At 70.5% G+C, this 12,494-nt stretch carries 11 protein-coding genes; 3 read left to right on the top strand and 8 right to left on the bottom strand.

Annotated elements, in window-relative coordinates; all coding sequences use genetic code 11:
* Nucleotides 1-14: 14 nt before the first annotated feature.
* Nucleotides 15-908, bottom strand: a complete 894-nt coding sequence (gene rfbD, locus ABEU20_RS16375; protein ID WP_420165571.1) for a dTDP-4-dehydrorhamnose reductase — start codon at nt 906-908, stop codon at nt 15-17.
* Nucleotides 909-978: 70 nt separating this feature from the next.
* Between rfbD and ABEU20_RS16370 the strand changes: the two genes are divergently transcribed.
* A complete protein-coding gene (locus ABEU20_RS16370) occupies nt 979-2,490 on the top strand; it encodes an LCP family protein (RefSeq protein ID WP_420165436.1) in 1,512 nt (503 codons plus the stop codon).
* Nucleotides 2,491-2,494: 4 nt separating this feature from the next.
* Entirely contained in the window at nt 2,495-3,214 is a 720-nt protein-coding gene (locus ABEU20_RS16365) for a TIGR03089 family protein (protein ID WP_420165435.1), read from the top strand.
* Nucleotides 3,215-3,220: 6 nt separating this feature from the next.
* Here the strand turns inward: ABEU20_RS16365 and ABEU20_RS16360 are convergent, their stop codons facing one another.
* From ABEU20_RS16360 to ABEU20_RS16335, 6 genes are all read right to left on the bottom strand, one after another.
* The gene (locus ABEU20_RS16360; RefSeq protein ID WP_420165434.1) at nt 3,221-5,662 is read right to left on the bottom strand and encodes an ABC transporter permease; all 2,442 of its coding nucleotides are present in this window, start codon (nt 5,660-5,662) and stop codon (nt 3,221-3,223) included.
* Nucleotides 5,662-6,417: an ABC transporter ATP-binding protein gene (locus ABEU20_RS16355; RefSeq protein WP_420165433.1), complete on the bottom strand. Its 756-nt coding sequence runs from the start codon at nt 6,415-6,417 to the stop codon at nt 5,662-5,664. The genes ABEU20_RS16360 and ABEU20_RS16355 overlap by 1 nt, the downstream gene beginning before the upstream one ends.
* 330 nt (nt 6,418-6,747) lie before the next feature.
* A complete protein-coding gene (locus ABEU20_RS16350; protein ID WP_420165432.1) occupies nt 6,748-7,416 on the bottom strand; it encodes a response regulator in 669 nt (222 codons plus the stop codon).
* 10 nt (nt 7,417-7,426) lie between these two features.
* Complete coding sequence (locus tag ABEU20_RS16345; protein ID WP_420165431.1) at nt 7,427-8,611, bottom strand: sensor histidine kinase; 1,185 nt, start codon at nt 8,609-8,611, stop codon at nt 7,427-7,429.
* 30 nt (nt 8,612-8,641) lie between these two features.
* Nucleotides 8,642-9,115 carry a 5-(carboxyamino)imidazole ribonucleotide mutase gene (purE, locus tag ABEU20_RS16340; protein ID WP_420165570.1) on the bottom strand — a complete coding sequence of 158 codons (474 nt, stop codon included), beginning with the start codon at nt 9,113-9,115 and terminating at the stop codon, nt 8,642-8,644.
* A gap of 84 nt (nt 9,116-9,199) precedes the next feature.
* The gene (locus ABEU20_RS16335; RefSeq protein ID WP_420165430.1) at nt 9,200-10,483 is read right to left on the bottom strand and encodes a 5-(carboxyamino)imidazole ribonucleotide synthase; all 1,284 of its coding nucleotides are present in this window, start codon (nt 10,481-10,483) and stop codon (nt 9,200-9,202) included.
* Between the two features lie 113 nt (nt 10,484-10,596).
* Between ABEU20_RS16335 and ABEU20_RS16330 the strand changes: the two genes are divergently transcribed.
* Nucleotides 10,597-11,163, top strand: a complete 567-nt coding sequence (locus ABEU20_RS16330) for a GtrA family protein (RefSeq protein ID WP_420165429.1) — start codon at nt 10,597-10,599, stop codon at nt 11,161-11,163.
* On the opposite strand, the gene ABEU20_RS16325 is transcribed toward ABEU20_RS16330, so the two are convergent.
* The gene (locus tag ABEU20_RS16325) at nt 11,160-12,485 is read right to left on the bottom strand and encodes a sensor histidine kinase (RefSeq protein WP_420165428.1); all 1,326 of its coding nucleotides are present in this window, start codon (nt 12,483-12,485) and stop codon (nt 11,160-11,162) included. The two genes, ABEU20_RS16330 and ABEU20_RS16325, sit on opposite strands and share 4 nt — an antisense overlap.
* Between the last annotated feature and the right edge of the window lie 9 nt (nt 12,486-12,494).

The raw sequence follows: 12,494 nt of genomic DNA, 5'->3' as shown, positions 1-12,494 counted from the left end.
TGCCCGTATCGTCCTCATCGACGCTGCGCCAGCGCGTCGGCGAGCGCGTCCTGCCAGGGGCGCAGCGGCGTCAGGCCGGCCGCTTCCCAGGCGCGCGCAGACAACACGGAATAGGCCGGTCGCGGTGCCGGGCGCACGAACTCGGCGCTGGTGCACGGACGAACCCGCTCGGGATCGGCCCCCACACCGGCGAACACCGCGCGCGCCAGGTCGAACCACGTCGCGCTGCCCGCATTGGTGGCGTGCAGCGTCGCGCCGCGTGGCCCGCCGACGCGCGCCAGTTCGAGAAGACCGGCGGCCAGATCCTCGGAGTACGTCGGCGAACCCACCTGGTCGTCGACGACCGCGACGGTGTCCTTCTCCTGCTCGAGCCGCAGCATCGTCGCGACGAAGTCGGTGCCGGTTCCGGTGTACACCCACGCCGTCCGGACGATCTGCGCGTCGGGAAGCACCTCGCGGATCGCGAGCTCACCCGCCAGCTTGGTCCGCCCGTAGACGGTCCGCGGACCCGTCGGGTCGCCCGGCTCGTACGGCGCGGCACCGTCGCCCTTGCGATCGCCCGAGAACACGTAGTCGGTGGAGACGTGGATGAGATCCGCACCCGCCCGCGAGCACGCCGACGCGAGATTGCGGGCCCCGATCTCGTTGACCGCGGTCGCTGCCGCCTCGTCCGACTCGGCGGCGTCGACCGCCGTGTACGCCGCGCAGTTCACGACGACGGCGCCGGGAGCCACCCACGAATCGACGGCACCGGCGTCGGTGATGTCCAGCTCAGCCGAACCGACACCGTCCACCGGCAGGCCGGCAGCCTCGGCGCACCGCACCAATCGACCGCCGAGTTGCCCCCGCGCACCCGTCACCAGAATCCTTCGCACAGGGAGCGAGTCTGGCACGCCGAGCGCCGCCATGCCCTGTCGAAGCGGAATCACCAGTAGCCTTGTCGACAGTATGAGTACCGACCGTCATGGAGGCCGACGCGTGCCACACGAGCCCACTGCACGGAGGGTGCCGCGAGCGCAGAACCCGCTCTCCCGCATCCAGATCGCAGTGGCGGTCGTCGCGGTCCTCGTTCTCGTGATCACCGGATTCGCCTGGCGCAGTGTCGATTCGCTGCGCTCGAACCTCGCCACGATCGGTGGCCTCGGACTCGGCGGCACCAAGGACGGCGCCGTCGACATCCTGCTCGTCGGCACCGACAGCCGCACCGACGCCCACGGCAATCCGTTGAGCCAGGCGGAACTCGACTCGCTGCGCGCGGGCGAGGAGATCGCCTCCAACACCGACACCATCATTCTCGTCCGCGTCCCCAACGACGGCAGTTCCGCGACCGCGATATCGATCCCGCGCGACGCGTACGTCGACGTACCCGGTATCGGGAAGTCGAAGATCAACGCCGCGTACGGCGCCACGAAGGAAACCGAGCGCCAGAAGCTGATCGAGGACGGCGAATCCGAGAAGACCGCCGAGAAGGAGTCCAGCCAGGCCGGCCGCGAGGCGCTCATCAAGTCGGTGGCGAACCTCACAGGAGTCACCGTCGACCACTACGCCGAGATCGGCCTGCTGGGCTTCGTGCTGCTGACCGACGCCGTCGGCGGTGTCGACGTGTGCCTCAACGCGGCTGTGGACGAACCCCTCTCGGGTGCGAAGTTCCCCGCGGGCGAGCAGACGCTGTCGGGCCCGAACGCACTGAGCTTCGTCCGCCAGCGGCACAACCTGCCGCGCGGCGACCTCGACCGCATCGTCCGCCAGCAGGTGTTCATGGCGTCCCTCGTGCGCGAGGTACTCAGCGCGAAGACCCTCACGAGCCCGGGCAAACTCAGCCAGCTGAGTGCGGCCGTCAAGCGCTCGGTGGTACTCGACTCCGACTGGGACATCATCGAATTCGCCACACAGCTACAGGATCTCGCGGGCGGCAAGGTGCGCTTCGAGACGATCCCCGTGGTCGACATCAACGGGATGACCGACTACGGCGAGTCGATCGTGCAGGTCGACCCCAAGGCGGTCCGCAAGTACGTGGCGGGACTCGCCGGGCAGGAACCGGCCGAGGACGACGCCACCACGTCGACGACCCCGACGACGATGCCCGACATCGACACCTCCTCGGTGACCGTCGACGTCGCCAACGACAGCAGCATCAGCGGTCTCGCGTCGAGTGTCGCCGCCACGCTCGAGAACGAGGGCTTCGGGCTCGGTGACGTCGGCAACAACACCGGCAAGTCCGTGAGCCGCAGCACGGTGTTCGCGAACAAGTCCGACAGCAAGGCCGGCCAGGCCGTCGCCGTCACGCTCGGCGGGCTGCCGATCGAGTCGGACTCGTCGCTGGCGTCGGGCGAGGTCCGGGTCGTCCTCGCCGGCGACTACACGAGCCCCCCGAGCTCCTCCTCGTCGACCGGGTCCGGTGGCGTGTCCGACGCCGGCACCTCCCCCACCCCCGTCGAGCCCGGGCCTGCGATCGACGCCGGCAACAAGGGCCCGCATTGTGTGAACTGACAGAATGGGCGCCGTGACCGACCTGACCACCGCACTGCTCGATCCGATCCTCGCCGCCGATCCGGCGGGCCCACGGATCACGTACTACGACGACGCCACCGGCGAGCGCATCGAACTGTCGGCGGTCACGCTCGCCAACTGGGCGGCGAAGACCGCGAACCTCCTGTCCGACGAGTTCGCGCTGATGCCCGGCGCGCGGGTGTCGGTCCTGCTGCCCGCGCACTGGCAGACCGCCGCCGTCCTGCTCGGCGCCTGGTGGGCGGGGCTCGAGGTGACGCTCGACGCCGATCCCGATGCGGACGCCGCGCTCGTGACGATCGACCGGTTGGACGACGTCGCCGACGTCCCCGAGGTCGCGGTCCTGTCGCTCGACGCGTTCGGGCGTCCCGTGCCCGACCTGCCGGTCGGCATCACCGACTACGCGACGGGCGTCCGGGTGCACGGGGACCAGTTCCGGCCCACCGGAACCGGCGCCGCGACCCTCGACGGCCGCAGTGTCGACGACGTCCTCGCCGCGGCCCGCGCCGCAGCCGCCGCCGGCAACGTGACCGGCTCCGATCGGGTGCTCTCCACCCGTTCGTGGACGACGCCCGACGAACTGATCGCCGGGCTCGTGTCGGTCCTCGCGGTGGGCGCCTCGCTGGTGCAGGTGAACAATCCCGACGCCGACGCGATCGAACGTCGCGTCGGCGCCGAGAAGGTCACCGTTCGGTTCGGCGGGTAGCCGCCCTCACGCCAGCGCGGCCACGGGCGCGGTACGGGCCGCCCGTCGCGCCGGCAGGATCGCGGCGATCACCCCGGCCACCCCGCCGCCCAGCACGATCAGCAGCAGCGTCAGCCACGGCAGGGTGCCGAGTTCGAGGTCGTCGAACCCGAACACCGACGCCGATCCGGTGATGCCGAACGCGAGACCCAGCACGACGCCGAGAGCCGACGCGACACCCGCGATGAGCACCGCCTCCCACAGCAGCAGCGACCGCAGGCCCGCACGGGTCAGGCCCACCGCCCGGAGCAGCCCGGACTCGCGTCGGCGCTCGAGCACCGACAGCGCCATCGTGTTCCCGACGCCGATCAGGGCGATCACCACCGCCACCGACAGCAGACCCGCGACGATCATCAGCAGGGTGTCCAGGACCGTGTCGAGCGTCGCCCGCATCACGAGCGAGCCACCGACCTCGCTGCCCGGCGCCAACTGCTCGGCGAGCGAGGCGATCTCGTCCTGGACTGCGCGCTGCTCGTCGTCGGTGAGACCGTCGGCGAGCCGGATCCACAGCTGTTCGGTACTCGCCTGCGACGACAGGGTCCCCAGCGCCCGTTGATCGAGCATCGCGGGCAGGTCCCCCGACGCGCCGACGGTGAACTCGCCCCGGCCCGCGTTGCCCGCGAGCATCACCTGCGCGCCGGATTCGAGTCCGAGACCGGCCCGGTCGTCGGCCGACACCAGCAGCTGCCGGCTGCCCGGCAGGTCGACGTCGGTGCGCAGGGCCGCACGTACCGCCGGCACGTCCGTGCCGTACACCGTGAGGGCGCGGCCGTCCGGAAGGGTCAGATCCGCGACCGAGAGCGGGGCCGCCGCCTCCACCCCGGCCAGCGCCCGCACGCGGTCGGTGAGATCGGCCGGCAGTCCCCCGTCCTGCTGCGTAGTGACGCTGACGTCCACCGGGAACTGGTCGTCGACCGCGCCGGGAGCGCTCGCCTTGGTCACCGCGATGCCGACGACGAGCGTGCTCGTGAGGGTCACACCGATCAGCAGCGCCGTCGCGGTTGCCGCGGTGCGCCGGGGATTGCGTCCGGCGTTGCCCGCCGCGAGCATGCCGACCGGGCCACCGAAGCGGCCCAGCACCGCACCGACACGGGAGATCACGGCCGGGACGATCCGCTGACTCAGCAGCACGATCGCGACGAACGTGAGCAGACCACCGAGGCAGGCCACGAGAACCTGCGCCGTGGCCACGCCGGCGGCGAGGATGCCCACACCCACCGCCAGCCCGAGCGTTCCGAGGAACCGGCGGGCCCGCGACACCACCACGGCCTCGGGCTTCGACTCGAGCGGCTGCAGCGCCGCCAGCGGGGACACGCGCGTCGCGGCCCGTCCGGGAGCCGACGCCGCGATCATCGTCATCGCGATGCCGACGACCAGTCCGGCGATCACCGTCACCGGTGTGACGGCCAACCCGCGCAACGGGATCGGGGCATCGGTCGCAGCGGCGATCCGGGCCACCGCCCAGGCTGTCGTGACGCCGAACACCACGCCCAGCACCGATGCGACCGCGCCCACCCCGGCGGCCTCGACGCGCACGCTGCGCCGCACCTGCGTGGCCGTCGCGCCGACACACCGCAGCAGTGCCAGTTCCTGGGTGCGGGCCGCGAGGAGCACCGCGAACGTGTTCGCGATGACCAACCCCGCGACGACGACCGCGATGGCGCCGAACGCGAGCAGCACACTCGCGAGCAGATCGGAGTCACCGAGGTACTGCTGCGACGCCAGTTCCGTCTGCCGGGCCGCGGTCTCCACCGTCGCGTCCGCGGGCAGTGCCGCGCGGACCCGGTCGGCCAGCTGCTGCTGCGTCACGATGCCGTCGCCCGCGATCCGGACCTCCCGCGCGCCACCGCCCGACGTCCACGCCTGCAGCTGTCCGGGTGTCGCGAACACCGTGGTGCCGTCCATGCCCTGGGCCGTGCCGGACAGGTCGATGTGGCCGACCACCGTCGCGGTGTCGCTGACCTGCCTGTCACCGCCGAGCGTCGTGACCGTGATGCTGCCGCCGAGCGGAACACCCGAATCCTTCTCCACCGCAACTTCCCCCGGCCCGGTGGGGAATCGCCCGTCCGACAGCGTCTGCCAGCGCAGCGTGGGATCGTCCGACACGGACTGTGCGGATCCCCACGCCGCGGACTCGCCGTCGCGTCGCACCTTCACGCTCACCGAGACGTCCTCGCTCACCGCGCGCACGCCCGGCACCCCCGCCAGCGCGGCCACGTCGGCGCTGCCGGTCACCACGACGTCCGACGACGCGTACTGGCCGGCCAACGAATCCGTCACGCCTGCCTTGAGCGTCGAGTTCAACGTGAGGGTCGCGACGATGAAGGCCACCGAGATCACGACCGCCAGTGCCGAGGCGACGTACCGTCCCGCGTGGGCACGCATCTGCGCCCAGGCCAGCCCGCGCATCAGTGCGCCCTGCTGACGTCGTCGGCGCCGAGCGCGCGCATCGTCTCGATCACCGAATCGGTGGTGGGACGGTCGATCTCACCGGCGATCCGGCCGTCGGCGATCAACACCACCCGGTTCGCGTAGGACGCGGCCACCGGATCGTGCGTCACCATCACCACGGTCTGACCGGTCTCACGCACACTCGAACGCAGCAGGTCCAGCACCTCAGCGCCGGTCCGCGAGTCGAGGTTGCCGGTGGGCTCGTCCGCGAAGATCACGTCCGGCTGCGGCAGCAGTGCCCGCGCCACCGCGACCCGCTGCTGCTGGCCTCCGGACAACTCGTGGGGACGGTGCGCCAGTCGGTCGGTCAGACCCAGGCGCCGCACCACCTCGTCGCGCCACCCCTGCTCGGGCAGGCGTCCCGCCAACCGCAGGGGCAGCAGCATGTTCTCCTCGGCGGACAGCACCGGCAGCAGGTTGAACGCCTGGAACACGAATCCGATCCGGTCGCGTCGCAGTTCGGTGAGCGCCCTGTCCCCCAACCGGGTGATCTCGGTGCCGCCCACCTCGACGGTCCCCGCAGTCGCGGTGTCGAGTCCGGCAAGGCAGTGCATCAGCGTCGACTTGCCCGAGCCCGACGGGCCCATGATCGCGGTGAACGCACCCGCGCCGAAGTCGACGTCCACCCCGCTCAGCGCGTGGACCGCGGTCTCGCCGCTGCCGTACGTCTTCGTCAGGCCCCGCGCCCGCACCTTCTGGTCGTCAATTCTCATGCAACCGACGTTATGGCTGGTCAGGGGTCCGACACATCGGAGCACGGAGCGATCTCCGGTGGGGCCGACGTCATCCCGGAGTAGGACGCTCCATCAGCCCGGGCGCCCACTTCCGGGCTCCGAGCACGGAAATCCGCGCACTCGACTCGGGACCGGACAGTGCTGTCGTCCACAGGTCGTCACTCGTATACAGGCTTTCTGCCTCGCCTGATTCGGCGTCGAAGTGCGTCATACCCGGGTCGGACACTGCGCTGGTGAATCACGTCGGCATCCGTACCCGTTCGAACTCGCGCGGCCACCGGCCCGAGTGTCCAGTCCGCACAGGCCGGTTCAGTCGGACCCGAGCAGATCCTGCGGCCGGACCAGGCCGACCTGGAAGGCGTAGACCACGGCCTGGACGCGATCGCGCGAACCGGTCTTCGAGAGGACCCGCCCCACATGGGTTTTCACCGTCGCCTCGGAGACCACGAACTTCTGCGCGATCTCGGAGTTCGACAGGCCGTGGGCCATCGCCTCGAGTACCTCGACCTCCCGCGGGGTCATGTCGTCCGGCAGTGACGGCGCCGCCGAGTCGCTCAACATCGGCCCCACGTGCTGCAACAACTTCCGGGTGGAGCGGGCCTCGATGACGGCGTCGCCGCGGTGCACGGTGCGGATCGCGTCGAGCAGTTCCTCGGGCGGCACGTCCTTGAGCAGGAAGCCGCTGGCGCCGGCGCTGATCGCCGACATGACGTACTCGTCGTTCTCGAACGTGGTGAGCACCACCACCTTCGGCGAGTCGTCACGCGCGGTGAGCTGACGGGTGGCCTCGATGCCGTCCATGTGCGGCATCTGCACGTCCATCAACACGACGTCGGCGGGTGTGCTCGACAACTCGGCCAGCCCCACAGCGCCGTCGGATGCCTCGAGCACCACCGTGAGGTCGGGTTGCGAGTCGATCACCATGCGGAAACCTGCCCGCACGAGCTGTTGGTCGTCGACGAGGGCCACACGGATCATGTCGTCCAGCCTAGGGCGCGGCGTACGGCAGCAGGCCGTGCACCCGGTAGCCGCCGCCGGACACGGGACCGGCGGCCAGTCGTCCGCCGTGCAGTTTGGCGCGCTCGGTCATCCCGATCACGCCCTGGCCGCCGGGGGACGGCTCGATCAGCGCGGCGGCGCCGCCACGGCCGTCGTCGGTGACGACGAGTTCGAGTTCCCGCTCCTCCCACTTCACGTCCACCCGCGCCTGTGCACCCGGGCCGGCGTGCTTGAGCACGTTCGTGAGCGACTCCTGCACGATCCGGTACGCGGTGAGACCGGCGCCGGTGGACAGTTCTCGCGGTTCGCCCGCGACGGTCAGGGCGACGTCCAGGCCGCCGCGCCGCAGTTCGGCGACGAGTCCCTCGATGTCGCCGACGCCCGGCATGGCCGAGAACTCTCGTGGCCGGTCCTCGCGCAGCACCGACAGCAGCGCCCTCATGTCCGTCAGGGCCTGCCGCCCCGTCGACGCAATCGTCTCGAGCGCGTCGATCGCGGCCTGCGGGTCCTTCGCGGCGCCGTAGCGGCCACCGTCCGCCTGCGCGATGACGACGGTCAGGGAGTGCGCGACGATGTCGTGCATTTCCCGCGCGATCCGGGTGCGCTCGCCGAGGGCCGCGAGTTCGGCTTCCTGGGCGCGTTCGAGTTCGAGCAGCCGGGCCCGTTCGGTGAGGCCCTCGATCTCCTTGAGACGGACCCGGCGCAGATCACCGAACGCCCACACCGCGAGCACGAACACGACGAGGAAGGTCGACGTGATCACGGCTTCCTCCCAGCCGCGCCCCTCGTAGGCGAAGTACTCGAGCCCACCGGCGGAAGCACCGAAGATCGCGATCAGCAGCGCCGTGTAGCTGCTCCACCGCGGCGTGTACGCGGCGAACGCGTACAGCGCGATGGGCACCGCGATGACACTCGGCAGCAGCGTGTCCGGGATCAGCACCAGATGCGCCACTGCGAAGGCCGCGATGGTGAACCCGGACACGATCGTGTGCGACCGCCGCCAGGCCAGTGGCACCGTCATGCCGAGCGAGACCACCAGCGCGTCCAGGCCCCCGCCGCCGGCCGCGGCCGCCAAGCAGACCAACGACAGGAGCGCCGCCACGACACGGTCGATTCCGACCGCGTGGGCGGCGCTCCAGCGATACCAGCGCTCACTCAGGGGGAATCGGGCCATGCCGTCAGCCTAGAGCCCGATTCGCGACGCTCAGCCGAGCAGCTTGGCGCGCAGCGCCTCGTCCTTCTCCAGAACCATCTGTTCGAGGCCGGCCTGGAAGTCGGCCATCCGCTGCTGCAGGGCGGGGTCCGACGCCCCGAGGATGCGCGCCGCGAGCAGGCCCGCGTTGCGGGCGCCCCCGATCGACACCGTCGCGACCGGGACACCGGCGGGCATCTGCACGATCGACAGCAGCGAGTCCATGCCGTCGAGGTACTTGAGCGGCACGGGCACGCCGATCACGGGCAGTGGCGTCGCCGACGCCACCATGCCCGGCAGGTGCGCGGCGCCGCCGGCACCGGCGATGATGACCTTGAGTCCCCGCTCTGCCGCGTCCCGCGCGTAGTCGAGCATGCGCTGCGGGGTGCGGTGTGCGGACACGACGCCCACCTCGAAGCGGACACCGAACTCGGCGAGCGCCTCGGCGGCCGCCTCCATCGTCGGCCAGTCCGAGTCGCTGCCCATGATCAGCCCGACGAGGGGCGCGTTCGATTCAGTCACTTGCTGTCCGTTCCTGTGTGATCGTTTCCGAATTGCCGTCGAGCCCGGTCAGGACCGACCGTGCTCGTCCCACCCGTCGGTCCATTCGGCGTGCGACAGCCAGTGCGCCGCCCGCTCGGCCCGTTCGCGCACCGCGGCCACATACGCCGGGTCGTCGATCGAACCGGACGCAGCACCGAGCACGTTCACGTGCCCGATCTTGCGGTCCTTGCGCTCGCCCTTGCCGTACAGGTGCACCTTCGCGTCGGGCATCCGCGCGAACAGGTGGTGCAGTCGCTCGTCCATGCTCATGGCAGGTGCCTCGGGGGCGCCCAGCACGTTCGCCATCACCGTGACCGGAGCGATGGGCGACGGATCGCCGAGCGGATAGTCGAGGACTGCCCGCAGGTGCTGCTCGAACTGCGACGTCCGTGCGCCGTCCTGCGTCCAGTGACCGGAGTTGTGCGGGCGCATCGCGAGCTCGTTCACGATCAGCGCGCCGTCGGTGGTCTCGAACAGCTCGACGGCCATCGATCCGACGACGCCGAGCTCGGACGCGATGCGCAGCGCCAGCTGCTCCGCCTCCCCGGCCAGCTCGCGCGACAGCTGCGGCGCCGGCGCCAGCACGACGGCGCACTGCCCGTTCAACTGGACCGTCTCGACGACCGGCCACGACGCACCCTGGCCGAACGGTGAGCGAGCAACCATCGCGGACAGCTCCCGCGTGAAGTCGATCGCCTGCTCGACCATCAGCGCGACGCCCTTGTCGAGCTGCTCGGTGACGATCGCCTCGGCCTCGTCGGAGTCGTCGGTGATCCACACACCGCGACCGTCGTAGCCGCCGCGCACCGCCTTGATCACGACCGGCCAGCCGTGCTCGGCGCCGAACCGCACGACGTCCTCGGCCCACGTGACCTCGGCGAACGCCGGAATCGGGGCGCCCATCTCGCTGAGCTTACGGCGCATCGCCAGCTTGTCCTGCGCGTACACCAGCGCCTGCGGCGGCGGCTGCACGTTGACGCCCTCGGACACCAACACCTCGAGGTGCTCGGTGGGGACGTGTTCGTGGTCGAACGTCAGCGCGTTCGATCCGAGAGCGGCCTTGCGCAGCGCGGCGAGATCCTCGTGGCTGCCGAGCACGACGTCGGGGCTCACCTGCGCGGCGGGCTCGTCGATGCTGCCCGCGAGCACACGCAGGGTCTGGCCCAGCTCGATCGCGGCCTGATGCGTCATGCGCGCGAGCTGACCGCCGCCGATCATCGTCACCACGGGCATCCCGCTCGGGAGATCGCGCGGAGGGGTCGGGCGAGATTCGGATTCAGATTTGCCGGTCACGACACACCATGGTGTCATGTGCGTCCGCGAGCAGTTCTGCCGAGGTCATCCCCCGTCGCAACCTGTGAAGAACCTGATAGATCACGGTCCACTGCACCGATCGAGTCGGCGGCTTCGTACAATACTTCGTTGTGTCTTTCGTCGACGCGGCGATGAGCCGAGTACCCCAACCCTTCCGGGCCGTCGTCCTTCGCCACCACGAGTTGATCAAGTTCGCGATCGTGGGCGGGACGACGATGGTGGTCGACCTCGCCATCTTCTACTCGCTGAGCCTGACGATCCTCGAGCAGAAGCCCGTGGTCGCCAAGATCTTCTCCGGTGTCGTCGCGACGATCCTGAGCTACATCCTCAACCGTGAGTGGTCGTTCAAGCACCGTGGTGGCCGCGAACGCCACCACGAGGCGCTGCTCTTCTTCACGATCAGCGGCATCGGAGTCATCATCGCGGCCGCGCCGCTGTGGATCGCCAACAACGTCTTCGACATCCGCTCGTCGGCGAGCTTCACGACCATCTTGATCGTCGACTTCGTCCTGAACTACATCATCGGCAACCTGCTGCAGATGGTCTTCCGGTTCTGGTCGTTCCGGCGGTGGGTCTTCCCCGAGGAGACCGGCGAGCACGAGCGCATCGTGCAGCCGGACGTCCCGGACGCTCCCGAGACCGCCGAACTGGCCGGCGAGGACCCCACCCGCAGCTAGCGCGGTTCGTGGATGCCGGCCACCCGGGTCGGCGCATCGTCCTCGACTCGGGCCAGGAACAGCGCGAACAGTGCGGGCCGACGCCTCTGCAGTTCCAGCCGGCCGCCGTCCGCCTCGACCAGAGCGCGGGCGAGCGCCAAGCCCACCCCGGTCGATCCGGCACCCGAGAAACCGCGATCGAAGATGTGCGGCGCCAACTCGTCGCTCACCCCCTCCCCCTCGTCCGAGACCTCCACGCACACCCGGGCGTCGTTCGTGGTGCCCCGGCCGGCCGGACCCGACGCGAGCCGAACCGACACCGTGCACGTGCCCTCGCCGTGCTGCAGCGAATTGTCGATCAGGACCGACACGGCCTCCCGCAGCCGCGATCCGGTGGCGGACGACGTCAGCCTCGGCTCGCCCCGCAACCGGAGCACCCGGCCCGCCTCCTTGTACGGCCCCTGCCAGTCCGCGACGACAGTGGCGAGTTCCCCCACCACCGACACCGGTTCGCGGCCGGCCGAGCCGCTGTTGCGGGACGACCGCACCAGGTCGTCGACGGCGACCGTGAGCCGGTCCACCTGCGCCATCGCCTCCTCGGCCTCGTGCACGACGTCCGGGTCGGGATGTCCGGACAGCTCGTCGAGGCGCAACCGCACCGCGGTGAGCCGGCTGCGCAACTGATGCGAGACGTCGGCGACCAGCGCATGCTCGCGCTGCAGGCGCTGCGAGATCTCCACCGTCGCGGAATCGAGGACATCGGAGACCCGGTCGAGTTCCGGGATCCCGTGACGCCGCGAGTCGGGCCGGAAGTCGCCCTCGGCCAGCCGGGCCGCCCGCTCGGCGACGTCCTTGAGCGGGTCGGCGAGCCGTTTCGCGGTGACCACGGCGACCGCGGCACCGGCGCCGATCGAGGCGAGCACGAGCAGCGTGACGGCGCCGACGGCCTGCCTCTGCAGAGTGCGCATGCGCTCGGACGGCACCTCCAGGCGGAGCGAACCCGAGGTTCCCATCGACAGCGACTCGACGAGCGGCGACGGCACCCTGTCGGCACCGAGATCGAGCCGGGCGGCACCCTCCTGTGGCGTCGGGTACACGACCACGAGCTTGCCGCCCTCGGGAACCACGAGGCGCAGTGACGTCGTGTCGAGGCCGTCCTCGACGACCCCCGACGCGCCCTCCTGCACGATGATCTCCGCGGCCATCCGGTCGAGCCGGGCCTGCAGATCGCTTCGGGTGAAGTCCTCCACCCACAGCCATGCGGTGTAGATCAACGGCACGCCGAGCAGCAGTCCGGTGAGGATGACGACGGCGAGGATCGACTGCAGTATTCGGCGACGCACGGTGGACGA

The organism is Rhodococcus parequi, from assembly GCF_046042785.1.
In the GTDB taxonomy this organism is placed as follows: domain Bacteria; phylum Actinomycetota; class Actinomycetes; order Mycobacteriales; family Mycobacteriaceae; genus Prescottella; species Prescottella parequi.
This window is presented reverse-complemented; position numbering and strand designations above follow the sequence as displayed.

What these genes read in the sequence shown, in the direction of transcription:
- ABEU20_RS16345 (WP_420165431.1), bottom strand. Translation starts at nt 8,611, where the DNA reads ATGGCCCGATTCCCCCTGAGTGAGCGCTGGTATCGCTGGAGCGCCGCC.
- ABEU20_RS16355 (WP_420165433.1), bottom strand. Translation starts at nt 6,417, where the DNA reads ATGAGAATTGACGACCAGAAGGTGCGGGCGCGGGGCCTGACGAAGACG.
- purE (WP_420165570.1), bottom strand. Translation starts at nt 9,115, where the DNA reads ATGGGCAGCGACTCGGACTGGCCGACGATGGAGGCGGCCGCCGAGGCG.
- rfbD (WP_420165571.1), bottom strand. Translation starts at nt 908, where the DNA reads ATGGCGGCGCTCGGCGTGCCAGACTCGCTCCCTGTGCGAAGGATTCTG.
- ABEU20_RS16365 (WP_420165435.1), top strand. Translation starts at nt 2,495, where the DNA reads ATGGGCGCCGTGACCGACCTGACCACCGCACTGCTCGATCCGATCCTC.
- ABEU20_RS16350 (WP_420165432.1), bottom strand. Translation starts at nt 7,416, where the DNA reads ATGATCCGTGTGGCCCTCGTCGACGACCAACAGCTCGTGCGGGCAGGT.
- ABEU20_RS16335 (WP_420165430.1), bottom strand. Translation starts at nt 10,483, where the DNA reads ATGACACCATGGTGTGTCGTGACCGGCAAATCTGAATCCGAATCTCGC.
- ABEU20_RS16360 (WP_420165434.1), bottom strand. Translation starts at nt 5,662, where the DNA reads ATGCGCGGGCTGGCCTGGGCGCAGATGCGTGCCCACGCGGGACGGTAC.